This window comes from Saccharothrix sabaoui, from assembly GCF_051756985.1.
In the GTDB taxonomy this organism is placed as follows: Bacteria; Actinomycetota; Actinomycetes; order Mycobacteriales; family Pseudonocardiaceae; genus Actinosynnema.
On sequence record NZ_JBPKJK010000024.1, the window covers coordinates 41360 to 64662 of the forward strand.

The 23303-nt window shown below is 71.4% G+C and carries 28 protein-coding genes; 17 read left to right on the forward strand and 11 right to left on the reverse strand.

The genetic code is table 11. The annotated features are described in order from the left end of the window. Positions 1-18 precede the first annotated feature (18 nt). Positions 19-534, forward strand: coding sequence for a sigma-70 family RNA polymerase sigma factor (locus tag ACR807_RS10025; RefSeq protein ID WP_438920958.1), 516 nt, complete (start codon positions 19-21; stop codon positions 532-534). A 209-nt stretch (positions 535-743) separates the two neighbouring features. Here the strand turns inward: ACR807_RS10025 and ACR807_RS10030 are convergent, their stop codons facing one another. Continuing rightward, positions 744-4763: a Dyp-type peroxidase gene (locus ACR807_RS10030; RefSeq protein ID WP_438920959.1), complete on the reverse strand. Its 4020-nt coding sequence runs from the start codon at positions 4761-4763 to the stop codon at positions 744-746. Positions 4764-5046: 283 nt separating this feature from the next. Between ACR807_RS10030 and ACR807_RS10035 the strand changes: the two genes are divergently transcribed. Next, positions 5047-5193, forward strand: coding sequence for a hypothetical protein (locus ACR807_RS10035; RefSeq protein ID WP_438920960.1), 147 nt, complete (start codon positions 5047-5049; stop codon positions 5191-5193). Between the two features lie 45 nt (positions 5194-5238). Here ACR807_RS10035 and ACR807_RS10040 read toward each other — a convergent pair whose 3' ends face one another. Then, complete coding sequence (locus ACR807_RS10040) at positions 5239-5709, reverse strand: transposase (RefSeq protein ID WP_438920961.1); 471 nt, start codon at positions 5707-5709, stop codon at positions 5239-5241. A gap of 379 nt (positions 5710-6088) precedes the next feature. Here ACR807_RS10040 and ACR807_RS10045 point away from each other — a divergent pair, with 379 nt between their 5' ends. Then, the gene (locus tag ACR807_RS10045; RefSeq protein WP_438920962.1) at positions 6089-6259 is read left to right on the forward strand and encodes a hypothetical protein; all 171 of its coding nucleotides are present in this window, start codon (positions 6089-6091) and stop codon (positions 6257-6259) included. A gap of 92 nt (positions 6260-6351) precedes the next feature. Here ACR807_RS10045 and ACR807_RS10050 read toward each other — a convergent pair whose 3' ends face one another. Both ACR807_RS10050 and ACR807_RS10055 read right to left on the reverse strand, forming a co-directional pair. Then, complete coding sequence (locus tag ACR807_RS10050; RefSeq protein WP_438920963.1) at positions 6352-6600, reverse strand: transposase; 249 nt, start codon at positions 6598-6600, stop codon at positions 6352-6354. A gap of 100 nt (positions 6601-6700) precedes the next feature. Next, on the reverse strand, positions 6701-7231 hold the full coding sequence (locus ACR807_RS10055; RefSeq protein ID WP_438920964.1) for a hypothetical protein: 531 nt from the start codon (positions 7229-7231) through the stop codon (positions 6701-6703). A 325-nt stretch (positions 7232-7556) separates the two neighbouring features. Here ACR807_RS10055 and ACR807_RS10060 point away from each other — a divergent pair, with 325 nt between their 5' ends. Next, positions 7557-8264, forward strand: coding sequence for an integrase core domain-containing protein (locus tag ACR807_RS10060; RefSeq protein ID WP_438920996.1), 708 nt, complete (start codon positions 7557-7559; stop codon positions 8262-8264). An 89-nt stretch (positions 8265-8353) separates the two neighbouring features. On the opposite strand, the gene ACR807_RS10065 is transcribed toward ACR807_RS10060, so the two are convergent. The 3 genes from ACR807_RS10065 to ACR807_RS10075 form a co-directional block, all read right to left on the reverse strand. Then, positions 8354-9610: an MFS transporter gene (locus ACR807_RS10065; protein WP_438920965.1), complete on the reverse strand. Its 1257-nt coding sequence runs from the start codon at positions 9608-9610 to the stop codon at positions 8354-8356. Positions 9611-9902: 292 nt separating this feature from the next. Continuing rightward, on the reverse strand, positions 9903-10103 hold the full coding sequence (locus ACR807_RS10070; RefSeq protein WP_438920966.1) for a hypothetical protein: 201 nt from the start codon (positions 10101-10103) through the stop codon (positions 9903-9905). Between the two features lies 1 nt (position 10104). Beyond that, positions 10105-10431, reverse strand: a complete 327-nt coding sequence (locus ACR807_RS10075) for a hypothetical protein (protein WP_438920967.1) — start codon at positions 10429-10431, stop codon at positions 10105-10107. A gap of 126 nt (positions 10432-10557) precedes the next feature. Here ACR807_RS10075 and ACR807_RS10080 point away from each other — a divergent pair, with 126 nt between their 5' ends. The 3 genes from ACR807_RS10080 to ACR807_RS10090 all read left to right on the forward strand — a co-directional run bounded on the left by ACR807_RS10080 (position 10558) and on the right by ACR807_RS10090 (position 11775). Beyond that, a complete protein-coding gene (locus ACR807_RS10080) occupies positions 10558-10695 on the forward strand; it encodes a hypothetical protein (protein WP_438920968.1) in 138 nt (45 codons plus the stop codon). Between the two features lie 97 nt (positions 10696-10792). Beyond that, positions 10793-10942, forward strand: a complete 150-nt coding sequence (locus ACR807_RS10085) for a hypothetical protein (protein WP_438920969.1) — start codon at positions 10793-10795, stop codon at positions 10940-10942. Then, positions 10939-11775 (forward strand): hypothetical protein, encoded by an 837-nt coding sequence (locus tag ACR807_RS10090; RefSeq protein WP_438920970.1) that lies wholly within the window; start codon positions 10939-10941, stop codon positions 11773-11775. Before ACR807_RS10085 ends, ACR807_RS10090 begins: the two co-directional genes overlap by 4 nt. 237 nt (positions 11776-12012) lie before the next feature. Here ACR807_RS10090 and ACR807_RS10095 read toward each other — a convergent pair whose 3' ends face one another. Together ACR807_RS10095 and ACR807_RS10100 are read right to left on the reverse strand one after the other, a co-directional pair. Continuing rightward, entirely contained in the window at positions 12013-12594 is a 582-nt protein-coding gene (locus tag ACR807_RS10095) for a hypothetical protein (protein WP_438920971.1), read from the reverse strand. 248 nt (positions 12595-12842) lie between these two features. Next, entirely contained in the window at positions 12843-13019 is a 177-nt protein-coding gene (locus ACR807_RS10100) for a hypothetical protein (RefSeq protein ID WP_438920972.1), read from the reverse strand. A 257-nt stretch (positions 13020-13276) separates the two neighbouring features. On the opposite strand from ACR807_RS10100, the gene ACR807_RS10105 reads away from it, so the two are divergent. The 7 genes from ACR807_RS10105 to ACR807_RS10135 all read left to right on the forward strand — a co-directional run bounded on the left by ACR807_RS10105 (position 13277) and on the right by ACR807_RS10135 (position 18023). After that, positions 13277-13495: a hypothetical protein gene (locus tag ACR807_RS10105; RefSeq protein WP_438920973.1), complete on the forward strand. Its 219-nt coding sequence runs from the start codon at positions 13277-13279 to the stop codon at positions 13493-13495. Between the two features lie 145 nt (positions 13496-13640). Next, positions 13641-14870 (forward strand): sensor histidine kinase, encoded by a 1230-nt coding sequence (locus tag ACR807_RS10110; RefSeq protein ID WP_438920974.1) that lies wholly within the window; start codon positions 13641-13643, stop codon positions 14868-14870. Positions 14871-14873: 3 nt separating this feature from the next. After that, complete coding sequence (locus ACR807_RS10115; RefSeq protein ID WP_438920975.1) at positions 14874-15719, forward strand: hypothetical protein; 846 nt, start codon at positions 14874-14876, stop codon at positions 15717-15719. Between the two features lie 40 nt (positions 15720-15759). Further along, entirely contained in the window at positions 15760-15930 is a 171-nt protein-coding gene (locus tag ACR807_RS10120; RefSeq protein ID WP_438920976.1) for a hypothetical protein, read from the forward strand. Beyond that, a complete protein-coding gene (locus tag ACR807_RS10125; protein WP_438920977.1) occupies positions 15915-16331 on the forward strand; it encodes a LuxR C-terminal-related transcriptional regulator in 417 nt (138 codons plus the stop codon). The genes ACR807_RS10120 and ACR807_RS10125 overlap by 16 nt, the downstream gene beginning before the upstream one ends. Positions 16332-16509: 178 nt before the next feature. Next, on the forward strand, positions 16510-16965 hold the full coding sequence (locus ACR807_RS10130) for a hypothetical protein (RefSeq protein WP_438920978.1): 456 nt from the start codon (positions 16510-16512) through the stop codon (positions 16963-16965). Positions 16966-17072: 107 nt separating this feature from the next. Continuing rightward, positions 17073-18023, forward strand: coding sequence for an isochorismatase family protein (locus ACR807_RS10135; RefSeq protein ID WP_438920979.1), 951 nt, complete (start codon positions 17073-17075; stop codon positions 18021-18023). A gap of 25 nt (positions 18024-18048) precedes the next feature. On the opposite strand, the gene ACR807_RS10140 is transcribed toward ACR807_RS10135, so the two are convergent. Both ACR807_RS10140 and ACR807_RS10145 read right to left on the reverse strand, forming a co-directional pair. Then, positions 18049-18549: an ATP-binding protein gene (locus ACR807_RS10140; protein ID WP_438920980.1), complete on the reverse strand. Its 501-nt coding sequence runs from the start codon at positions 18547-18549 to the stop codon at positions 18049-18051. Positions 18550-18803: 254 nt separating this feature from the next. Beyond that, complete coding sequence (locus tag ACR807_RS10145) at positions 18804-19349, reverse strand: YceI family protein (RefSeq protein ID WP_438920981.1); 546 nt, start codon at positions 19347-19349, stop codon at positions 18804-18806. 92 nt (positions 19350-19441) lie between these two features. Here ACR807_RS10145 and ACR807_RS10150 point away from each other — a divergent pair, with 92 nt between their 5' ends. The 3 genes from ACR807_RS10150 (at position 19442) to ACR807_RS10160 (ending at position 23298) form a co-directional block, all read left to right on the forward strand. Beyond that, positions 19442-19933 carry a MarR family winged helix-turn-helix transcriptional regulator gene (locus ACR807_RS10150; RefSeq protein ID WP_438920982.1) on the forward strand — a complete coding sequence of 164 codons (492 nt, stop codon included), beginning with the start codon at positions 19442-19444 and terminating at the stop codon, positions 19931-19933. Between the two features lie 126 nt (positions 19934-20059). After that, the gene (locus tag ACR807_RS10155) at positions 20060-22204 is read left to right on the forward strand and encodes a hypothetical protein (RefSeq protein WP_438920983.1); all 2145 of its coding nucleotides are present in this window, start codon (positions 20060-20062) and stop codon (positions 22202-22204) included. A gap of 107 nt (positions 22205-22311) precedes the next feature. Next, positions 22312-23298 carry an AAA family ATPase gene (locus tag ACR807_RS10160; RefSeq protein WP_438920984.1) on the forward strand — a complete coding sequence of 329 codons (987 nt, stop codon included), beginning with the start codon at positions 22312-22314 and terminating at the stop codon, positions 23296-23298. Positions 23299-23303 lie beyond the last annotated feature (5 nt).

Sequence of the window (23303 nt, forward strand, 5' to 3'; positions counted from 1 at the left end):
GCGGAGGGCGGTGCGGGGGTGGTCGAACGCCTGCGGTTCGACCTGGGTGCCGAGGACGGGGTGCGTGCGGCGTACGCCGCGCACGGCCCGGAGCTGCACCGCTACGCCCACCGGCTGCTCGGCGACGACGGCACGGCGCAGGAGGTGGTGCAGGACGTGTTCCTGCGGGCGTGGCGGGCCGCGGGGCGGTTCGACCCGGACCGGGCGAGCCTGCGGGTGTGGCTGTTCGCCATCGCGCGCAACGCCGTGCTCGACCACGTGCGCCGGGCCCGCCCGACCGCACCGGAGCACCCGCCGGAACCGGTCGACGCGGGGTTCGCGGACGCGGTCGTGGACCGGTGGCTGGTGGAGGAGGCGCTGACCCGGATCAGCGCGAACCACCGGACCGCGCTGGTCGAGACCTACCTGCGTGGTCGGTCCTACCGCGAGGTGGCAGCCGAGCTGGCCGTCCCGCAGGCCACGCTGCGCAGCCGGGTGTTCTTCGGCCTCAAGGCGCTGCGCCTGGTCCTGGAGGGGATGGGGGTGCGGCCGTGAGCCGGTTCCCGTCCCGCGCGCGGCAGGCCCGCCGTCGTGTCGTCCCGCGCCTCGGCTGCCAGGTCGTCGCGTCGCACGTCGTCCCCGTGCTCGGCGAGCAGCGCCTCGCAGTGCGCTCGCGGCTCCGCCGTGACCGCGTCACCCCACGACCACGCGGCGGCCACCCCCGCCGACGTCAGCCATCGAGGGGGAGGGTGTCACCGCGGTCGTCAGCCCGATGTGGCCGGGATCGGTGAGGTGTCCGCCGTGTCCCGCGGTGACCCGGTCGCGGGTGACGGGCCGTGCGGCACCGTCGGGAACGGGGTGTCGGCAGTGCTGATCGGGCGGCGCTGGTGTTGGTGCTGGTGGTCGGGGAACATGCTGATGAAGTACTCGCTCCAGCCGCCCATGCGCACGCGCAGCAGGTCGTACTGCTCGGGATCGCGGCGCGCGGCGGTCATGGTCTCGGGGTCGGCGCAGGTGATGGTGAGCAGGTTGGAGCCGGTGCCGCGGGCGAACTGCTCGATGACCTGCACGAGGGCTTCGTGGGGGAAGTCCTCGCGGATGTTGAAGTCCGTGGGGGCGGCGTCCCACAGGGCTTTCGCGCCGTCGCCGGCGAAACCGCGCAGCGAGGCGATGATGCCCTTCTCCTGGTGGTCGACGGGCAGGTCGGCGGGGCTGGGGGCGGGGCTGAGGTCGGAGGTCAGTGTTTCACCGCGCCGTCGTCCGTCGGGGGAGGCGCCGGTGGCCGCGCCGAACTCCAGGTAGTTCTCGAAGGTGCCGACGCCGGGTTGGAGCTGGATGCCGAAGGGGTGCTCGGGGGTGCCGATGCGCTTGGCCAGTTCGACCATGGTGCGGGCGGTGGGGGGAGCGGGCCGGGTGAGGACGGAGACCACGGTGTCGCAGACCCGGCTCAGGAACCGGTTGCCGAAGTCGTCGACGTCCTTCACGCCCCGGCCGTAGCGGGGCAGTGCCAGCGCGGCCCTGCGCAGGTCGCGGAAGCGCTCCGCGTGGGCGGCGATGCGGCCGGCGCCCACCGTCGAGTTGGTGAAGGGCTCGGCCATCGACTCGCCCCAGTCGCACAGCAGGGCCTCGACCAGCTCGGGCAGCGAGGTGGCGGCGGTGGTGGGCTCGTACACCAGGTGCTTGATCGCCAGGAGCGAGTTGATGGCGTTGGGCAGGGCGATCAGACCGGGCGCGATCACGTTGTAGCGGGCGCCGCCGGCGTAGTAGTCCAGCCCGGTCTCGATGCAGTCGTCGATGAAGCAGGACATCAGGGGCGAGGGGCACACGTCGCTCATCTGCCCGAACGCCGCCAGCTGGCCGTCGACCTGCTTGGCGTACATCCAGCGCACGTGCTTGAAGTACAGCTCCAGCAGCTGCTCGAAGGACGTGATCTCGGCGGGCTCGGGGGAGGTGAACGACACCTTCTGCCCCCGGAAGTACATCGGTCCGGCGGTCAGCCAGGACTTGCCCTGGTTGAGGGTGGCTTCCAGCGCGTGCAGCATGTTGACCTGGCCGAGGGTGAACCAGTTCTTCCCGACGAACTGGGGTTCGTAGCAGCCGTCGCAGGCGTAGTCGCGGGCCACGTCGAGGGGCACCTCGCTGCGCCAGCGTTGGCCGGCCTTCTCCCGCACGGGGGTGAACTCGGTGCGGCCCTCGCCGTCACCGATGCGCTCGCCGCTGCGCACCAGCCCCGGGATGATCTTGGCGTCGTTGAGCAGGATGGGGTGCGCGCCGCCGCTGAGCAGCGCCCGCGCTGCCTCCTCGGCGTACTTGCGGGGCATGTCCGGGCGCACGCGCAACGACAGGCACGGCGCGTTGAGCGGCAGCCTGCGGGCCGCGAGCAGGCACAGCATCGTCGTGTCGTTGTAGGCCGGTGTGCCCTCGCCGGGCGCCCCGTCGGCCAGCGTCCCGCCGATCGTGACCTGCTGGACCCACTGGTTGTTGGCGCCGCCCTGGGGGTAGTTGCCGCTGAACCCGCCCATCGCCATGTTGCCGAAGGGCTGGTGGTCCTCCACGAACGTCCGGTTCCACAGGACCTTCTCGCCGAGCTTGACCCAGAAGCAGTCGATGATCTCCTGGGCCTGCTCGGCGGTGATCAGGCCGAGCCGGTCGTCGCGCTCGCGGAAGGGCTCCAGGAGCTGGTCGAGTCGGCCGATGGCGGTCGGCTCGCCCACCAGGTGCAGGCAGGAGTGCAGGGTGAAGATCAGCTGGGCGGCTTCGAGGAGCGTGTCGGGCGGCTGGTGGGCCAGCTTGCGCATCCGGCCGTGGATGGCCAGCAGGTTCTCCAGCTCGGCCCGCTGGGACGGCTTGGTGTCGTGGGCGAGCTGGGCGGCCAGGTCGGCGAAGGACAGGCAGTGGTCGCTGACGCCCTCCAGGGCCAGCACGACCGCGCGGTAGAACTGCCGCTTGCCCTCGTCGTCGGTGGTGTCGAGCTTGGCCGTCACCTCCGTGATCAGCCCGTCCAGGCCCTTGTCCAGCAGGCGCTGGTAGTCCGGGACGACGTGGCCGACGCCGGAGGCCGCGCTCAGGCCGCGGAAGAAGTTCTGCAGCTGCTCGTCCTCGCGGGTGTAGTCGATGACGTACTTGCCCTGGCCCAGCCCCAGGTTGGGCATCCCGCCGACGATCAGCTCGGCCGGGTCGATGTGGTAGGTGTCGGCGCCGTTGACGGTCCTGCCGTTCTCGCGCCGCCGGCCGCGGAACCCGTAGTCGTGCCCGGCGAACACCTTGCCCAGGCCGATCTTGATGGCCCAGCCCATGCGCTCCACCACCGGCAGGGCCATCACCTTGCGGGCCTGCTCGACCCCGGCGTACCGCTCGACGTAGGCCGACAGGTGCCGGAGCTCCTGCTGGGCGCGGTCGAAGTACCAGCCGTCCTGCCACCGGGAGAACGTGCTCTCCAGCAGCCGCAGCACCCGCCCCGAGGGCGGCCTGCAGTGCTCGCGCTGGTCAGCGGGGATCGTGGACATGCGGTGCATGTAGTCGTGGTGGTTGTAGTACATGTAGCCGTTGTCCGAGCGGCGGTCGAAGTGCCGGTCCAGCCGCTCCCAGTCCACGCCGGGGAACTTGTCCCACGACCGCGCCAGGTCCGGCACCGGTGTGCGGTCCAGCCGCAGGTTGAGCTGGCTCGGGATGAAGTAGAACCCGCCGAGGTCCGAGCGCACGTTGGACAGCAGCCGGTCGGCCATGAAGCCGTCGGTCCGCCCGATCTGCTGGTCCATGATCTTCTCCAGCGTCGCGATCGAGTTCGCGAAGCCGGCGAAGTAGATGCCGCGCTCGTCACGGCGGCTGGCGCCCTTGGTCAGCAGGTCGTCGTCGTCCAGGGCGGGGGAGGTGCCGTAGGGCAGGCTCAGCCGCAGCAGCGGGGTGGTGTCACCGGCTTCGTCCTGCGCGCGGGAGCGGCTGATGTGGCTGCGGTCGTCGCGCGACGGGATGATGACGTCGTCGGCGGTGCGGCCGACCAGGTCCTCGATCTGGTCGGGGTTCATGTTCAGCAGGTTCGACCAGTTGATGGTGAAGCGCTGCGCCAGCACGAACGACGCGCCGAGGTAGTCCGGGTCGTCCAGGCCGACCAGGGTGTGCTTCTGGAAGCTGACCGGGCTGGTGGGGTTGTTGAGGTTCTCGGAGAACCGGCACCCCACGACCTTGCCGCCCCGCAGGTCCTTGCGCACCGACTTGGTGGCGGCCTGTTGGTGGACGGTCCTGGTGGGGTCGATGCGGCCGGTCGCGGCCAGCATCGCGTCGAGCCGTTCGAACACCAGGGGGCAGTGGTCCTGGTTCGTGGACTTGATGTGGAACCACAGGTCCGCGCCGGAGTCCACGAAGGTGCCGTTCGAGCGCTCGAACACCTTCGACGGCGCGAACCCCTCGTCCGCTCCCCGCTCACCGGAGGGGTAGCGCATCCGCATCCCCTCGGGTGGCTTCATCCCTTCATCGCGGCACCACTCGTGCCACAGGCGGAAGCCGACGCCGGTCACGACGGTGGTGTGGGCACTGCCGAAGTGCGCGTGGATCTCGTCGCGCAGTTCCTCGAGAATCCCCGACAGTTGGGACAGCGTGGGAGCGAGGTCGTCCTCGGCGCGCCAGAACGTCGCGAACACCGCGTACGGGGACGGGTAGATCAGACCGCGCTGCACGTGTTCCCACACGTCGTGCCCGACAGGGCCGTCGGCGGCGGCGAACAGGTCCATCACCTGGTGGGCGCCGATATCGGTCGATGTCGTGGTGTGCGACTCTTGCAGCGTCAAGATTCCTCCAGTGCCCGGGATCGACACCGCGTCGACCACTGGTCGATGCTGGCAGGGATCGGCAGGCCCGCGCCGCTGTCGTCGGGCGTGTGACCCGACAGGGGAATGCCGTGGCCCCTTCGGGGAAGACGGCCGGCGCGACGTCGTCATCGCGGTCACCGGACGTACTCGATGTTCGTTCTTCGGGTTGCCCGAATGCACCCGCGGGTGCAGCTTCCTTGGTCTTGGATGGGCCGCCACGTCGAGGCGGGATGGCGGGCCCCGGCTCCGTCTGTCGAATCCGGTGATTCCGCGGGACGGCTTTCGGGAAGCCGGATCGGCCGGGCCGGACGCGACCGAGGACGGGGGCGGTGACATCCGGGACAAGTCGTCGGCGGTGTTCACCGGCATGAAGTTCGCGGAGCTGTCGCGGCCGATGACCAGCCCCTAGGTCGTGTTTCAGATGTGGCGTAGCCAGGTGTTGATGGCGGCGATGTCAATGATGGCCTGGTCGCAGAGCTGGTCGATGGTCGCCTTGGTCCCGCGGTGTCGCAGGTAGGCGCGGTTGGCCTTGGAGCTGTAGGCCTTGTCCGGCGGTGACCAGCAGCGACAACGATCGACCGCCGGCGTCGGCGCGGGCCTGCAACGCTGCCGGGGTCCGCCGCCGGACCCCGGCCCGCTGCCGGCGCCGGAACACCCCGTAGACGGTCTGCCAGGGCCCGTACCCGGGCGGGACGTCACGCCACGGGGCACCGACCCGCACCCGCCACCGGGTGCCGTCGCTCAACTGCCGCTTGCTCCACTTCGGCGGACGGCCCGGCCTGGCACCGACAGGCAACAAGGGGTGCAGCACCGCCCACTGCGCGTCGGTCAGGTCGGCCCGTCCCGCTGCCGCTACGCCGGCCACGAGGTCTCCGGTACTGCGGTTCTGCTTGGTCGTTACACCGCTTACCGGAGACCTCGCCACGTTCCGGCCACCGACACGCCGCCGCTCACCTCACCTCTGAAACACGCGCTAGCCTGCGAAGTCGGAGGGCGTCGAGGCCCAGTGGCTGGAGGCGGCGGAGTCCTGAGGTGCGTCGGCGAAGTCCCTGGGACGGGACCCACCGGGCCGGGAACAGGGCCGTCCGGTGCGCTGTCGTCGTGGTGCACCGGTGTTCTCGGCCGGCGGGCGGTGTGGGGCAGGAAGCGCCAGACGAGCGCGGTGGCCGCGACGGTGACGGCTCCGGCGACGGTGGCGGCGGAGGCAGCACCGCGGTCGATCCAGACGGACGCCCCTTGGTCCACGTCACCGGGGTGGACATGCCGGTTGTCGACACCGTCGCGCTGCCACGGAGGAGCCGAAGGTGAGCGACACCTACGAGATCCGGCGCCGCGTCACCTTCAACGACACCAACGCGGCCGGCAACGTCTACTGCGCCACCTTCGTGCTCCGGCAGGGGATCTGCCGCGAGCAGTGGGCGATGGAGTACGTGCCCGTGTTCACCGGTCGCCTGCACGAGGACTCACCGCCGTGACCGCGAGCTGCTCGATGGAGTCGCGCGGGAACTGCACCTGGCCGACCACGTCGCCATCCGGATGACCATCCCCTCGGCCCACCTCAACCTGATCACCCTGAACTTCGAGTTCTTCCGGCTCGACGCCGACCGGGAGCGAAAGAGTGACGACGTTCCTCGGCCGACACGCCGCCCGCCGGCGCAGCGGCCTGGGCCTGTTCGGCGGTGCGCACCCAGCTGCGCGGGGTCTCGTGGTCGACGCCCAGCTCGCGGGCGACCTGACGCAACGGCCGGCCCGAGGAGCGGCCCAGCGCGACGGCGTCCCCGCGGAACTGCTCGGGGTACTTCGACTTGCCTGGCACGAGGGCGTCCCTCCCCGGACCGCCGTCCGGGATCAGGGTGTCCGGTTCAAGGGGACAGCCTTGGTTCTGTGATCGGTCGGGAGCGAGACGATGTCCGCGCTCAGGCGAGTTGGGTGATGGTGATGGCGGCGGGGCCGCTGGTGGAGGTGACGCCCTCGGGGGTCAGGCACTGCGTCGGCGTGCCGTTGACCAGCGCCGCGGTCATGACCACGGCGGCTCCGGTGAACCTGCCCGCGGTCACCGTGCCCTGGTAGACCACGACGACCTCGTTGCCGGGGCGCAGCACCACGAGCCCGACCGCGGCCACGGTGGTGGTCTCGCCGGTGTTCCAGGTGATCGTGACCGTGATGGAGACGCCACCGGCCAGGCAGGACACCAGGCCGTTCGCGACGATCCCGTACCCGCCCGAGGTGATCGCCGGCGATCCGCTGGACACGCACGAGCCGTAGTTCGCGCTCGAGGTGATCGCGACGGTTCGCGGCTGCATCGTCACCCCCGGCTGGTAGGTGTTCGCACCAGCTCCCACGCAGGACAGCAGTTCGACGTCCGCGGCCTGGGCCACTGGCGCGACGGCCACCGCCCCGACCGCCACCAGTGCCGCGGCGACGGCACCCGCGACGGATCGCCGCACCCGGGACAACGATTTCCCGATTTTATCCGCAGTCATCGAAGCACCCCTCTGCGTCCGGAACGCGAACTGATGGCCACTGTAACCTCAGGGCGATGCGGCGGTCGGGTGAAATCGACATGACACTTTCCGTGGGTACCGGGCACGGTGGAACCGCAACTTTCGTCCTTGGCGACCGTTGTGTCACCTGTATGCCTCCACGGATCGGCAGACCGTTCACGGATCGGTCCTGTGAGTGTGGAAAGTCGGCGTGAACCGGCCACGCCGAATTGTTTCGCTCCAAAAAACAGCCGCCGTTGGTCGTCGTGGTGCCGGGCGTCGCCAGTCGATGCTCGCGCGACAGCCGGCGCGCTCGGCGCACCGACGCGGCGAGCACCGTGCGGTCCGCCGACTCTGCGGCGACCTCCGCGCGCATCGCCTTGGTCAGCTTGGCGTGGCGGCTTCGGCGCAGGTGAAGACGCGGGTCGGACGTGGTCGAAGTCGTAGGGCGCGAGGTTCGGTGGCACCTCGGCCACAGCGCTGCGCAGGCAGATCCGGGAGCTGGAGGAAGAGCGCGACGTCCTGCGCAAGGCGGTACCACTGGAAGGCCACCGAACCCGACCGGACGGCGCGCGCCACGGACAACGCCGCCGAAAGCCTCAACGCCTCCTTCAAACGCGAAACCCTCCAAGGCGCCCGGAGTTGGGACAGCAAAAGGGAAGCACGCCTGGCGGTGTTTGACCGAGCACACCGCTACAACACCCAACGCCGTCACCCCCACCTCGGTCAGAGATCCCCGATCGACTACGAGGACAGCCTCACCCCGACACCGGCTGCGCATGACCCATGCCGCATAACCCCGTGTCCAGCGTCCGGGAGCAGGGCCCCTCGGTCTCGCCCGTGGTGCCTGCTTTGTCTGCGAACTCCCCGCCGGCAACCCCGACCACCCCGTCACATCGCGACAACCCTCCACCGGCGAGGGTGTCCGTTACCTGCCGGAGGCCGCCGGGGGAACCGCGGCGTTCTCCGTTGCCCAGTTTTTCGGTTTCGACGCTGACCTGCAACATTGCGGTCGAGAAAAAGGCGAACATGCACTTTCGGTTCAATACCTTGAGCTGTGGCGGCGGACACCGCGGATTTTCGCGTTTACCCGGCTGGTTCATCGGTAGCGCGTGCCAGGGCCCGGTTGTTCAGCACGGGGTAGAAGGCCAGCGCCACCAGGATGAGGAAAGCGCCGGCGGCGACGTACGAGACCTGAACGGTGAACACGCTGGCGAGAACCCCGCCGAGCGCCGCACCGACCGGTCCGCCGATCATCACCACCAGTCTGCTCGACGAGAGCACCCTCCCCAGGAGTTCGTCGGGCACGATCTGCTGACGCAACGTACTCACAACGACTTTCTCCGCGGTCATCAACGCACCGGTCGCCATCATCATCGCGGCCGCGACCCACGGATCGGCGACAAGCCCCAGAACCAGAATGGCCGCGCCCACGCCGGTTTTGCCCGCGAGCATCACCGTGCCGGGGCCGAATCGCCTGCTGGCGGCCGCGGCGGCCAGCCCCCCGAACGTCGCGCCGACCGCGGTGGCCGTCAGCAGCAGACCGAAGCCGAAGTCCGGAAGTCCGAGAACCTCCTTGGCCAGCAGCGCGAGCATCGCGAACTGAGCGGTGGCGGCGACGTTGCCGAGGCAGGAGACCGTGGCCAGCGCCCGCAGGGTCCGGTTCCGGAACAACCACCGAACGCCCTCGACGATGTCGCTCCGCACGCTCCTGCGCGGAGCTTCGGGCTTCTCCTCCGGCTTGGCGTCCGGTCGGATCGAGAGGATCAACAGGCCGCTGGCGACGAACGAGAGAGCGTTGCCGGCGAACGGCAGGAAGTTCCACACGCCGAACAGGGCGGAGCCGACGGGAGGCCCCACGAAGTCCTCACCGTTGCTCTCCGCTGCGAAGATCCGCCCGTTGGCCGTCGCCAGGTTCCGCGGATCCCGCGACACGAAGTCGGGAATGGCCGACTGGGCGGCGAGGTCGAAGAAGACCTGGCCGACACCCAGCAGGAACGCCGCGAGCACCAGCCACAGCAGGTCCACCCGCGCGGTCCCGATCAGCATCGCGAGGACGACCAGGACGGCGAACCGGCCCAGGTCCGCCCACACCATCACCCGTCGGCGATCCAGTCGGTCCACCACGACACCGGCGTGCAGCGAGAGCAGCACCCAGGGAACCTCGGCGGCCATGACGACGAAGCTCAACGCCATCGGACTGCTGGTGCTCTGCAGGGCCAGCAGGGGCAGCGCGGCGGCGTGCATGCCGGTACCGATGGCCGACACGAGCGTGGCGCCGAAGAGCCTGTGGAAGCGACTTCCCAGTCTCACCTTGACGTCGTCAGATTTCTTCGTGGGCACTTCGGGAATTCCTTCGGTTGGGCTTTCGAAACAGACGAATCCCGCATTGGTCACCGCGCTGGTTGTCGTTCTGAGCCGTACCCGCCGCGACGACCACGCCGTCGTTGATCGATCAGCGTGCGCGAATTGCGTTGTAGTCCTGACGCAGTCGAGCAGTTCACATGCGGCAGGGAGCATCGTGAAGGCTCCTGTCGGCCGCGGCGAGGATGACGGCCGTGACGACCGACCCGGCGGCGAGCGCCACCCGGGCCCGGTCTTCCGCCTACGCATGGCCGCTCCCCGTGGTGCGGGACTACGAGCCGATCGGACGGTCGGACAGGTGGGCCGACTCGGTGAAGAAGGCGCGGTGGAGGGGCTCGTCGGTCGTCGGGACCTCGACGGTCGTGAGCAGGTGTCGGGAACCCGTCGTGCCGGCGCGGATCGGTTCGTCGAGCTGCTCGACGTGGTCGACCCGCAGGTGCACGCCGTCGTGCTCGAAGACCTTCGGTTCCACGTCAGACCACCCGCCGCTCGGCGAGCGCGGCCACCCGGGTGAAGTACTCGCGGAACAACGGCTCGTCGCCGGCCGGCACCTCGGTCGACTGCGTGTTGGTGTACCTGAAGGCGGACCGGTCGGTGCCGTAGAGAGCGGCGTTCGGATCGCGAACGACGCCGAAGACCAACCGGCCGGGCTTGTCCGGTTTCTTGTAGTGCACCACAGCCCCGAGCCAGCGCAGCGGAACCCGGAACGTGTGTTCGGCGAGGGCCAGGTCGAACAGCTCGAACACCCCCCGGTCCACGCGCAGGTGCAGGTCCTCGTAGTCCAAGGTGAGCGGGTCCACACCGGAGAATAGCCCGGCCGTGATCACGGTGGACAGGCTTCCGCCCTTGCCAACGGCCAGGTGGTCCCGGTGCGTCCCAGGCGCTTTCGGCACCGGGGTCGCAGGCGTGCCGACGACCGGGCGGCGTTGGAGGGCATCCTGTACGCGGTGCGGAAAGGCTTCCGCCGGTTCCGCGTCCGCACCGAACGTCGAGCCGACGTCCGCCAGGCCATCCTCAGCCTCGCCTGCTCGATCACCTGCCTGCGAAAAATCATTCCGAACTGATCACCAAGGCGATCCGACAGATCGAGAAGGTGTTCGGGCACCTGGCCCCGCACCTCTCTCGCGAAGCTACGGCTCGGAGAAGCCCAGGCGGAACGGTATGTTCGAGGACGCGTACGGCAACGGCTGGAAGTGGAACCCGAACGAGCAGGAGTGGGATGTCCGGATCAGGGACGACGACATGAACTGCTTCGCCGAGGACGGCGGTCACGCGGACATGTCGCCGGAGGGGCGGGTAACGCACGGATGAGGTTTCGCGAGACCGACGTCGTCGTGAAGATCGGGCTGAACGTCGAAGTGCCCGACTTCACGACGGCCTCGACCGTACCCCGGTCGCTGGTCGACCGGTTCGCGGCGGCGACGTTGGAGATCAAGCGGGCAGACCCGGAGGGCGGCCGGAAGGGCTTCAACGCCTGGGTCGACCACACCCGCACGAAGCAGGCCGGCGAAACCGATCGGCAGGCCGTGCTGGCAGCGGTGCGGCCGGTGTTGGCCGCGTACGGGCTGAACGAGGAGTTCTTCGACTTCTACGAATCGGACAGCGGGGTTCTCTCCGGTCACTACGGGTTTGACGACGTGCCGTGTGACGGTTACACCCTGTTCCAGGTTTCAGCCGACCTCGGCGGCGGCAAGACCGTCGGGCAGCGCCCGGCGTACGTGACCCGCGACGACTTCACCCCGCGCGAGGACGACGACGTCATCTCGCGGGTGCACCTGCGAGTGCCGGTGCGCGACCCGAGCGCCGCGCTGGACGTGTGCCGGTCGTACGTGTCGGAGTTGCGCGCGTCGACCGTCGCGATCACGTCGTCGAGCGTGCTCGGCAGCGCCGAGGACTTCTGCGAGGTGGTGCTGCTGTCGGCACTTCCTGCCGGCAGCGGCGGTGGTGACGACGTCGAGCGGAGGCTCCGGGCGGTGGCCGACCGGGTCTTCCAGCAGGTCGGCGTGGACGGCAGCGGGTACGAGGTCCGGACGTCGCAGGGCGCGCTGGTCGGTGCGTTCGAGATCGGCGAGAGCGCCGCCCCCGGGCAGTACGTGCGTGCCGTGTACGTCCGGGTGGATGATGACCCGTTCTGCACCGGCTGATGCGATGTCGACCGGTCTGACCGGTGTACCGGTCAGACCGAGAACCCGTCCTGCGGTTCGGTCCCGCGGATCGCCGCCGAGGGCGGGGGAGGGCGGTCACCTGCGCGGGAGCCTCTTCGACGTATGGCGCGGCTCCGGCCTGACCTGACGTCGCGCTCCACGATGGAGCGGCCTGTCATCGTCCCGGGTTGGCGGGCTTGCAGAGCGAACGCCGTCCCGCACGGCGGGAACTCGCCGTCAACGGGCCGCCGAACGCGGTGACGGCACGAGAGCAGGCACGTGGATTCCTCCGCGGGTTGTCGTGCTGCCCACCAGGACCGTGGTGGTGCACAGGGGCATCGGCGGCGCACCGGGTACCGCCTCAGAGATCACGAAGATCAGCGGGGCGGTCGTGCGGCGGAGGCCGGCTTTGACGTCCTCGCTGTCGAGCAGGCGGAAGGCCACGTCCAGCGCGCGGCCGAAGCACCCCCTCCTGTCGTAGCGCACCAGGCCCGTGTGGACGACGAGCCGGAGCCGGAAGCGCCGGTCGCGCCAACGGCGGTTGTGGTCGGTGAGCGCGGCGGTGAGGGTCCGGGACAACGGGTGAACCAGTTCCGGCAGCGGTCGTCGGCGGATCAGGGCCAGGATGCCGTCGCCCCGGTCGATCAACGGGTCGTGGTCGCCGCCCGCGACACCGGCGGCGGACAGGGCCTGCTGGAACAGGTCGTACATCGCCACCCGGATGTGCGCCTTCTCGTCGTCGGACCTCGTCGTGGACCCCTCCACGTCCACGGCGACGATCGTGCGCTCGCCTTGCCTCGGCACCAGGGGTCGGCTCATGGCGGTGCTCCGTGAACGGTGGCCCAGGCGTCCTGGGTGGGGCACCCGGGCGAGGTGGGTGATCAGGCCGTGGCGCGGGCCGCGAGGAAGTCCGCGCCCCACGTCGTCTGCGGGTTCGGCCGCTGGTAGCGGAGGTGGGAGTCGATGTCCGGACTGGAGGCGGTGCAGATGAACTCGGTCCGGCAGCAGTCCCGCGATCGCTGGTCGACCCCGGCGTACCAGGCGTCCCAGCCCTCGGCCCCGATCGGTCACGGGCTGTGGGCCGGGTGGATCACCCCTTCGACGTCCAGGCCGACGCCCCGTTCGGCGAGCAGGTTGCGGGTCCCCTGGACGGGCGGGGGTGGCGAGGACGGACCGAGGTCCTCCGGACCGAACTCCCCGGCCGAGCCACGCGCACCGATGAGCAGCACCTTGGCGCAGTCCACCGGCTGGTAGCTCAGGCCGCAACGGGGCAGCCTGCTGTCGAAGGCGTTGAACGGTGTCCCGTTGACGTGGAAGTCGGAGATGAACTCCGCGCCGACCTCGTCCCGGATGCCGCTGCCGTTGACGAACGTGCCGTGGTTCCGGCACCGGACGGTGATCGCCGTGCCCGCCGGGACCTGACCCGGCAGCGTGGCGTTGAACGACGGCGCGGAACGGGTGTTGACGGCCTGGGCTGTGGTGGAGGTCGGGGGCGGCGGAGATGATGTCGACCTGCGCGGTGGCCGTGCTCGCGCCGGCCCGGACGCGCACGTCGTTGCCGCTGGTGTGGTGGCCGGTGACGGCTCCTGCGGACGTGGTCGTGCCCAGCATCCCGAGCACGGACAGCAGAACGGCGCACACGGCGATCGCGCCGCGTCCCCCGTACGGGTTCTCGTTCATCCGGCCCTCCTCGGCCCGTCCTCGCGACGGGCGTGGCTGAAGGGTCACGCCGGTGTGACCGGCGGGTCGTGCCGCTCGTCCGGGGGGCAGGTGCGGCCCGGTTCGTCGACCTGCGGGGCCCCGCGCGCCTGCCCCCCGAAGAGGGGGCACGGCGGTCATCGACCCGGGCCGGGTCCGGGAGGACGATGAACAGGGTGTCGAACACCTCGCACCGCGCCCACGACACCGCGCCCGACGCGGCGGTGTTCCAGGAGGCGGTCGAACTCGGAAGTCGACTGGCGCTGCGCCCCATGGGAGCGAGGGTCGCGGCCCTGTACGAGACGACCACCGTCGCGGCGTTGGCGGCGGGGCTGTGGGACAGGTGGTCGGCTTCCGCGGCGGTGGTCGTCGCGGTGGCGTCGGCGCACGGCGTGCTGCTGCACCTCGGCTGCCGGTACGGGCGGACCGGGGTCGCCGCGACGATCGTCGTCCTGCTGCCGGTCACGACCGCGTTCGTCGTCGGTGTCGCACCGGACCTGGGCGCGCACAACGCGCAGCTGGTGATCGCCGTGCTCGTGAGCGGGTCGGTCATGGGCCTGTCGATCTCGGTCGGGCCCTGGTGGGGTGTGCTCGCGCTGGTCGTCGGCGTGGCCGGCTGGGCGTTGCTGCTGTGGCCAGCGGGGCGGGCGGTCGACCTCGGGGTGGTGTTCACCGGAGCGGTCTTCACCGCGGCGCTGGGCATCACCGCGTCGGTCATGGTGCGCCGCGGGGCGAAGTTGACCGAGCGCCTGATGACGGCCGCGGAGACGTCGCTGGCCGCTCGCGCGGTCGCGGACGCCAGGTGGCTCGCGCGGATGCGGCACAACAGGACGTTGCACGACACGGTCCTGTCCACGTTGACCGTTCTCGCGCACGGCGGCGGCGGTCTGCCGGCCGACGTCGTCCGTCAGTCCTGCCGCCGGGACGCCGATGCGCTGGCGGCGCGCCTGGAGGCACCTTCGACGCCGTCCGTCGAAGTCGCGGTCGACGCCGACCGGGGTCTGTGGTCGGAGGTGCGGCGCACGTGGGCGGTGAGGTCGCTGGGGGTCGAGGTGTTCGGCGACGCCGCCGCGCTCGCACTGGACGGCGTGAGGGCGGAGGTCGTGGCCGCGCTGTCCACCGCCCTCGACGAGTGCCTGACCAACGTGGCGGAGCACTCCGGGGTCTCGGTCGCCACCGTCAGCGTGCAGCTCGGCCGGTCGGAGGTGCACTGCGCCGTCGTCGACGAAGGCCGGGGCTTCGATCCGGCGGCCGTGGCCCCGGACCGCCTGGGCCTGGCGGAATCGGTGCGCGGCCGGCTGCACGACGTCGGGGGGACCGCGGCGGTCTTCTCCCGGGTCGGCGAGGGGACCACCGTGCTGCTCACCGTGCCGCGGGACACCGGACCCGGGCGGTAACCGGTGGCGGAGGGCGTTCACGCGGCGAAGGGCCGGGTCCTGGCGGGGATGACGGTCGTGCCCAACGCGGGACGGATCGCGCTGGCTGTGGGCACGGTCAGCGCCGTGTTCTCCGCGCTGCAGCTGGTGACCTGGTGGGCCACCTGCACGAACCCCTGGGTGGCGGTCGCGGCATGGGCGTTGGTGCCCGCGGTGGTGGTGGGCGGGGTCGCCGTGGGCACGCGGAGGGGCGGAACCTCGCCGGCGGTCTTCATGGCGGGCTGCGTCGCCGTGCTCTACGGGGTGGACCTGCTCGTCATGGCGGTGCTGCCTCCCGCGGAGAGGTACGGACCGGCCGCGTGGAACTGGGGCGCGGTGGCGACGACGCTGCTCGCGCTCTCGCCCTACCGCCCGGCCCGCGAGGTGGTGATCGCCGCGGTCGGCCACGCGGGGATCGGTGCCGCCGCCGTGACCGTCGCCGATCCCGGCGCGCGGATCGACGGGGTCGCCGTCGGGGAGGAGTTGACGACCTCACGCGACAGCACACCGGTCGAGGTCGTCGGATCACTGGAAGGACTCGGCCGCGACGACACCACGTACCTCATCGCGCTCGTCGGCCTCCTGCGCGGTTTCACCGGTTGGCGCTCGGTGCGGATCACGGTCGGCGGGTCCGCCGTCGTGGCCGTCGTCGTGACGGCCGCGGGCCCCGCGGCGCTCGCCGCGGCGAGCGACCCGTCCGTCCGGGCCGCCGCCGCAGACCTGGGCGGTGAGGTCCGGCTCGCACCACCCGACGTCCTGTTCGTCGAAACGCGGCGGCCGAGCCGCGGGGACAGCACGGCATCCGCCTCCGAGCGTCACACGAACGGGTGAAGCAGTGATGATCTGCCGACGCTGGTGCGACGATGGCGCGATGGGAGTCGTCCACGGCCGAGCGGAGCCGATCCGGCTCGCGATCCTGGACAACGACCCCATCGTGCGCCACAGCCTCCACAACTGGCTGTGCGACGCCGATCCCGAGGTGTCGGTGGCGGTCGTCGTGGGCACGTGGTCGGACGGTCATCGGGAGTGCGGACCGTCGTGATCAGCGTGCTGTCCCAGCCCTGGCACGTGAAGCAGAGCATCGGCGCGGGGGCGCTGGGCCACGTGTCGAAGGACGCCACCGCCGAAGAGATCATCGACGCGGTCAAGGCCGCGGCGGCGGGGACCTTCCACATCACGCCGGCTCTGGCGAGGATGCTCATCGTCGGCGACGACGCGACCCATCCCGACCTCAGCCGGCAGGAGATCCGCGCCCTCACGCTCTACGCGGCCGACCTGCCCATGAAATCGGTCGCCCGACAGATGGGGATCAGCGTCCACACGGCGAAGTGCTACATCGACCGCGTGCGCGAGAAGTACACCAAGGCCGGACGGTACACGCGGTCCAAGCTCGAACTCCGCCGGCGGGCGGTCGAAGACCACCTGGTGACCGACCGCGAGTGACCGACCGCGAGTGACCGAGCCAGGCCGACGAGACCGGGGGGCAGCGCGTTCGCCCCGCCGTCGGCTCGGGTCGCCCCGTCGATGGGGCGACTCTCGATGTAACGATTTGCGAGCAGGCGACGACTCACAGTCACTGGGCACTGTTCGCCCGTGGTCCGGAGAACCGGGAGTGGTTGTCATGACGAGACTGAAACGCGCAACGACGACGAAGAGCCGCACGGGGAGGTTCGGCGCGATCCTGGCCGCGGTGGCGTCGGTTGCCGGGATGGTCTTCGCGGTCGCACCCGCCACCGCGGCCGACTACCCCACCAGCACCTTCACGCTCCCGTACACGGTGAGCTACTACAACGGCACGGTCACCTGGTACAACCGGTCGGTCGGCATCACCGGGGCGTTCAAAGCCAGCAACTGCCGGCGGGTCTACGTGCGGTCGTTCATCGGCAGCACCACACTGGACTTCCAGAGCACCAGCCTCTGGTGCAACAGGTCCGGGTCGGCGCCCTTCACCCTGGACGCGAACGTCGTCGGCGGGGCCGACAACATCTGGATCTACATGACCGACGAGAACGACGTCAACCTCGTGACACGCACCTGCTACCGCACCGCGGACTACTGCATCGCCGGTCTGCACTAGCCCCACCGGTCAAGGCGCCCCGCGGACCGGTGCGGTGAAGGGCTTCCGGCGAACGGCGGGCAACGCCGGACGGGTCGACGCCGTGGCCGCTCCACCGCGGGTGCCCCGTGCTGTCGTCCGGCGGCCTCCCACCAGCCCGTTCAGCGGGCGAGGCGGTATCCCGCCGACAGAAGCACTGCCGTCGCGTGATCGTGGACGCGATCGGCCACGTGGTCGACAACGGCGTCGAGTGGCGGGCGCTGCCCGCGGACTTCCCGCCGTGGCAGACGGTCCGCAAGCGGTTCGCCGCCTGGGAGGAGGTCGGCGCGTCGGGACGGCCGCCGCGTCGCCGGGCACCGGGTCCTCGACCGGGTGGAACCCGGTCGCCGCATTGCCGCGCCGGCCCTGGACCCGTTGAATCGGGTCCGCGACCCACGCCGAGCAGGGAGCTGCGGATGACCGAGCTGGTGCTGGACCCGAAGACGACCGCCCTCGTGCTGATCGAGTACCAGAACGACTTCACCAGCGAGGGCGGGGTGCTGCACGACGCGGTCAGCGGTGTCATGGAGAGCACGGGGATGCTGCCCCGGACCGTCGCGCTGGTCGAGGCCGCGCGGGCGGCGGGTGCGACGGTGATGCACGCGCCCATCTCGTTCGCCGAGGGCTACCACGAGATCTCCGCGCACCCCTACGGCATCCTCAAGGGCGTCGTGGACGGCAAGGCGTTCGTCAAGGGCAGCTGGGGCGCCGCGATCGTCGACGACCTCGCCCCGCGCGGGAACGACATCGTCGTGGAGGGCAAGCGGGGCCTCGACACGTTCGCCAGCACGAACCTGGACTTCGTGCTGCGCAGCAAGGGGATCACCACCATCGTGCTCGGCGGGTTCCTCACCAACTGCTGCGTCGAGTCGACCATGCGCAGCGGCTACGAGAACGGCTACCGGGTCGTCACGCTCACCGACTGCGTCGCCGCCACCTCCCGGGAGGAGCACGACAACGCGCTGCGGTTCGACTTCCCGATGTTCTCCGTTCCGGTGACCGCCGACGACGTCGTCACCGCCCTCGGACGAGGGCGGTGACCCGTCCGGCGGCGGTGGCGACGGGCTACTCGGGGCGGCCCTGGGCGCCGCCCAGGCCGTAGAGGATGCGCTGGATCACCTCGGGGTCCACGTCCGGCTCGTCGCCCAGCTTCTCCGCGGCGGGGGAGCGGCGCGGTTCGCGGCGCGGCAGCGGCACCGACGAGGCGTTCATGCCCGAGGGGAGCGGCAGCTCGCACCAGGCCAGGTGGCCGCCCGCGGTGAGGTCGACGAGGCCCGCGCGGGTGCCCGCCAGCTCCGGCGGCACGGCGACGCGGTTGCCCTCGACCTCGACCACGAGGTAGGTGCCGGTCAGCCGGAGCCGCACCAGCAGGAAACCCGGGGCGCGGTGGTCGGCGACGTCGACGGCGGCGCCCACGAGCCGGCGCGCGGTCTGGGCGGCCTCGTCCTGCATGCCCCGCAGCCGCCACTCGCCGAGCGAGAAGCGCACGAACATGTCCGCGACGTTCACCGCGGTCGGTAGTGCGACGAGTCGAAGGTCATCGACCTGCTCGGTCTTGGCGTTCACACCGGTCCCTCCTCGACTGCGTCCGGCGCGTGTTGCGCCAGATGGTGCCATGCCTGCGTCCACGTCACCCACGCGGTCCGCAGACCGTGAGCAGACCGTGTCCGCGAGCGGCTTCCGGCACCGGTGCCCGGCCGGGGGGGAACCCGGTGTCACGGGCTAGTACGGCCGCGGGCCGGGTTCGGTTCACCCGGATCGCGCGAAGGCCCCACCGGAGCACCGGCGGGGCCTTCGCGGGGGGTCTTCGCGAGCGGGGCTCAGCCCTGCTTGGCGGCCTCGATCTCCAGCAGGATCGTGATCTTGTCGCCGACCACGGCGCCCGCGGGGCCGCCGGTGATGCCGAAGTCCTTGCGGCTGATCTCGGTGGAGGCGGAGAAGCCGGCGACCTTGGCGCCCTCGGACATGCCGTCGCCGAAGCCGTTGAGCTCCAGCTCCAGGGTCACGGCCTTGGTCACGCCGTGGAACGACAGCTCGCCGTCGACGAGGAAGCCCTCGCCGTGGGCGCGCACGCCGCTGGAGGTGAAGGTCAGCTCCGGGAACTTCTCGACGTCCAGGAAGTCCTCGCCGCGCACGTGCGCGTCGCGCTGCTCGTTGCGGGTGTCGATCGACGCGGCGTCGATCTTGGCGGTGACGGTGGACTCCAGCGGGTTCTCGGCGGTCACGATCGTGCCCTCGAAGGTGCCGAAGTGGCCGCGAACCTTGGACACGCCCAGGTGGCGGACCACGAACGAGATGTCCGAGTGCACCGGGTCGATCGCCCAGGTGCCCACGAGGTAGCCGGGGATCGCAGTCTGCGAGGTCATCGTGAAGTCCTTCTTCGTCGGTCTGGTTGAACTCTCAACTGAACATAGCGCATCCTGGTTGAGTGTTCAACAACGGACGTATGATGGGTGCCATGAGCGACGTGCGGTGGTTGAGCGCCGAAGAGCAGCGGGTCTGGCGTGGCTTCACGACCGCCGTGACCAAGTTCACCGAACACCTGGACCGGCAGTTGCAGCGCGACTCCGGCATGCCGATGGCCTACTACGAGATCCTGGTCGCGCTGTCCGAGGCACCGGAGCGCTCGATGAGGATGAGCGAGCTAGCCTCGGTGTGCCTCTCGTCACGCTCCCGACTCTCCCACGCGGTGGCCCGCCTGGAGAAGGAGGGGTGGGTCGAGCGCCGGGCGTGCCCGTCGGACCGGCGCGGCTCGATCGCGGCGCTGACCGACGAGGGGTTCGCCGTGCTGCGCGCCGCCGCCCCGGGGCACGTGGCCGCCGTGCGCGAGCACCTGTTCGACGTGCTGACGCCCGAGCAGCTGGAGGCGCTGGCCGGCATCAGCCGGGCGATCGACGCCGGCCTGACCACGGAGTGCGCCAAGGCCCGCGCCGAGCTGGGCGAGTTCTGACCCCGCCCCCGGCGCGGGGGAGGAGCTGTCCGATGTGGACGCGTCCGGCCCGGGTCCGTTCGGCCGTCCGGAGCAGGATTCGCCGTTGTCCCCGGAACGTCACGGCAGACCGTTAGCATCCGCCCCGTGGGATGGAAGCCGGGAACGATCGCCCGCCGCGTCGCCGACGCGGGCCGACGCGGGTCCGCGAGCGCCGCCGCGGCCGCCTTGGGACTCCTGCTGCTGGTCGGCGCCGCACTGGGCGACGGCATCTCGCGCACCGCGGTCGAGGTGACCGACGGGCTGACGTGGCTCGGCGACGACCAGCGCGGTGAGGTCGTCCAGGTCAACCCCAGCTCCGGGAAACCGCAGACGCGCCTGCAGGTCAGCGGCGCGGACGCCCAGCTGGAGATCGCGCAGTCCGACGACGCGCTGGTCGTGCTCGACCGGCGCACCGGCCAGATCACGGTGATCGACCTGGCGACGCTGCTGGCCTCGGGCCGGCGGCAGGCGCCGGCGGGACCGTCGGCCAAGGTGCTGATCGCCTGGGACCAGGTGTTCGTCGTCGACCGGGCGGCCGGGTCGATCCACAACGCGGACCCGGTGACGCTGGCCGATATCGGCGCGCCGTGGCTCGCGGGCCAGCCGCTGGCCGACGTGGTGGTGGACGACGACGGCGTGGTGTGGGCGGTGGACCACGGCGGGAACCTGCACGCGCTGGAGTGGTCGCCCGACGAGCAGCGGTTCCTGGAGCGGTCGGACCGGCCGGTGCCGGGCGCGGGCCCCCGCACGGCGCTGGTGCCGCACGAGCGCGGCGTGACGCTGCTGGGCCTGGAGGGCGGCGTGGTGCTGCGTGACGGCACCGGCCGCGACCTCACGGCGAGCACCGACTCCCTCTCCGGCGAGGTGCTGGCCGCCCAGACGAGCCCGACGGGCCTGGTGCCCGCCTCGGTGCCGGACGCCGCCGCGGTGGTGCTGCTCAGCGGCGACCGGGTGGTGCGCGTCGACATGGGCCGCTTCGACTGCCGCAAGCCGGGCAGGCCAGCCGTGTACCGCGACCGCGTGTACGTGCCGTGCCGCGGCTCGGGCAAGGTCGTGGTGCTCGACCGCTCCGGCGGGCGCGGCGCGGACGACGTGCGCACCGGCGGTTCCGGCGACCCGGCGCTGGTGTTCGACGACGGCCGGCTGTTCATCAACACGCCCGGCGCCGACTCCGGCGTCATCGTGGACACCGACGGCAGCACGCGCACCGTGGTGGTCCGCAGCCCGGAGCTGCCGGTGGTCGACCCCGACCGCACGCCGACGCCGAGCGTGCCCAGCCCCCCGCCGCCGCGCCCGGACCCGCCCACGCGCGACAACCCGCGCGGCGGCCCGCAGCAGCAGCAGGGCGGCGGCGAGACGACCACGACGGCGCCGGCGACGACGCAGAGCCAGGACGTGCCGGGGCAGGCGCCGGGCGCGCCCGCCACCGTCTCGGTGACCCAGCGGAGCAACAACGGGACGTCCGTCGTGGTGGCGGTGACCTGGGCCGCGGTGCCCGACGGCGGCGAACCGCTGACCGGGTACTCGGTGACGGCGACCGGCGGGTTCTCCGGCGGCACCCGGACCGCGCAGGTGACCGGCACCTCGACCGAGCTGACACTGCCGTGCGCGGGCTCGACGTTCTGCGCCGGCGGCCGGCTCGACGTGGCCGTGTCGGCCTACAACCGGTTCGGCGCGGGCGAGGCCGGTGCGGCGTCCTGGGCGGTCCGCCCCGCCGCGGTGGTCACGACCACCACGCAGGCGCCCCCGCCGGTGGTGACCACGACGCAGGCCCCGCCGCCCGTGGTGACCACGACGACCACCACCCCGCCGCCGCCCCCTCCGCTGCCGACGCCCGACGTCGCGGTGATCGGCACGGTCGGCACGGGCTCGAACGTCTTCGAGAAGCGGGTCACCACGGCCCCGCCCGCCGACTGGGCGGCGCACACCGGGACCTGCGAGGTGGTGAACCTCGAACTGGGCGCCACGGCGCCGGTCCCGTGCGCGGGCGGCTCGGTGTCGATCGCCGTGGACTACGGCTCCAACTCGCTCGTGGTGCGGGCGTACGGGCCGAGCGGGTCGGTGGACTCCAAGATCCGCGTCGCGCCCGTCCGCGAGCCGCCGGAGACGTGCGGTGGCCGGATCTGCCAGCCGAGGAGCATCTCCGAGCAGCAGGAACCCGGTCAGCTGGTGGGCGGCGGGATCGGGCTGCTGGCCACGGCGTGGCTGCTGCGGCTGCGCGACCGGCGCCGCGAGGACGAGCGGGACTGAGCCGAGCGGGACCGAGGGCGAGCGGGACCGGGACCGGGCGGGACCGAGGGCGAGCGGGCGGAGGTCGGGCCCGCGGCGGGACGACGTGCACGAGCGAGGGGCGAGGCGTGACCAGTACTGCGGTTCCGGCGATCGGCGAGGACGAGATCGCGGCGTTCCGCGCGTTGCACGCGCGCCTCGGTGACGCGGTCGAGTCGGCCGTGCGCGGCAAGCGCGACATCGTCGACCTCGTCCTGGTGTCGATGTTCGCGGGCGGGCACGTGCTGCTGGAGGACGTGCCCGGCACCGGCAAGACGACGCTGGCGAGGGCGGTCGCGGGCGCGCTGGGCGGGCTGTCGCGACGCGTGCAGTTCACGCCCGACCTGCTGCCCTCGGACGTGACCGGCACGTCGGTGTACGACCCGCAGACCGGCCAGGTGCGCTTCCGCCCGGGACCGGTGTTCGCGAACGTCGTGCTGGCGGACGAGATCAACCGGGCGGCGGCGAAGACCCAGTCGGCGCTGCTGGAGGTGATGGAGGAGCGCACGGTCACCGTGGACGGCGTCGCGCACTCGGTGCCCTCGCCGTTCCTGGTGGTCGCCACGCAGAACCCGATCGACCTGGACGGCACCTACCGGCTGCCCGAGGCCCAGCTCGACCGGTTCATGCTGCGCACCTCCATCGGCTACCCCTCGGTGGAGCACGAGATCGACGTGCTGCGGCCGGGCAGCGGCGCGGGCCAGGTCGGCGCGGTGCCCGCGGTGAGCAACCCGCACGTGGTGGCCGAGCACGGCCGCAGGCTGGCGACGCTGCACGTGGCGGACCCGCTGCTGCACTACGTCAGCGACCTCGGGGTGGCCACCCGCCGCGACGACCGGCTGCGGCTGGGCGCGAGCACGCGCGGCCTGCGGGCGCTGGTGCGCTGCGTGCAGGTGTACGCCGCCGCGCAGGGCCGCCACTTCGTGGTGCCCGGTGACGTGCAGGCGCTGGCCGTGCCGGTGCTGGCGCACCGGCTGGTGCTCACCCGCGAGGCGCAGCTGGCCGGCAGCACCACCGAGGAGGTGCTGGCCGACGTCCTGGCGGGCGTGGCGGTGCCGAGGCCGGCGGCGCGGTGACCCGC

Excerpts from the sequence above, each read along its gene's own strand:
- ACR807_RS10150 (WP_438920982.1), top strand. The coding sequence starts at position 19,442 with ATGAGCGACGTGCGGTGGTTGAGCGCCGAAGAGCAGCGGGTCTGGCGT.
- ACR807_RS10105 (WP_438920973.1), top strand. The coding sequence starts at position 13,277 with ATGATGTCGACCTGCGCGGTGGCCGTGCTCGCGCCGGCCCGGACGCGC.
- ACR807_RS10130 (WP_438920978.1), top strand. The coding sequence starts at position 16,510 with ATGACGAGACTGAAACGCGCAACGACGACGAAGAGCCGCACGGGGAGG.
- ACR807_RS10090 (WP_438920970.1), top strand. The coding sequence starts at position 10,939 with ATGAGGTTTCGCGAGACCGACGTCGTCGTGAAGATCGGGCTGAACGTC.
- ACR807_RS10110 (WP_438920974.1), top strand. The coding sequence starts at position 13,641 with ATGAACAGGGTGTCGAACACCTCGCACCGCGCCCACGACACCGCGCCC.
- ACR807_RS10060 (WP_438920996.1), top strand. The coding sequence starts at position 7,557 with ATGCTCGCGCGACAGCCGGCGCGCTCGGCGCACCGACGCGGCGAGCAC.
- ACR807_RS10095 (WP_438920971.1), bottom strand. The coding sequence starts at position 12,594 with ATGAGCCGACCCCTGGTGCCGAGGCAAGGCGAGCGCACGATCGTCGCC.
- ACR807_RS10085 (WP_438920969.1), top strand. The coding sequence starts at position 10,793 with ATGTTCGAGGACGCGTACGGCAACGGCTGGAAGTGGAACCCGAACGAG.
- ACR807_RS10145 (WP_438920981.1), bottom strand. The coding sequence starts at position 19,349 with ATGACCTCGCAGACTGCGATCCCCGGCTACCTCGTGGGCACCTGGGCG.
- ACR807_RS10120 (WP_438920976.1), top strand. The coding sequence starts at position 15,760 with ATGGGAGTCGTCCACGGCCGAGCGGAGCCGATCCGGCTCGCGATCCTG.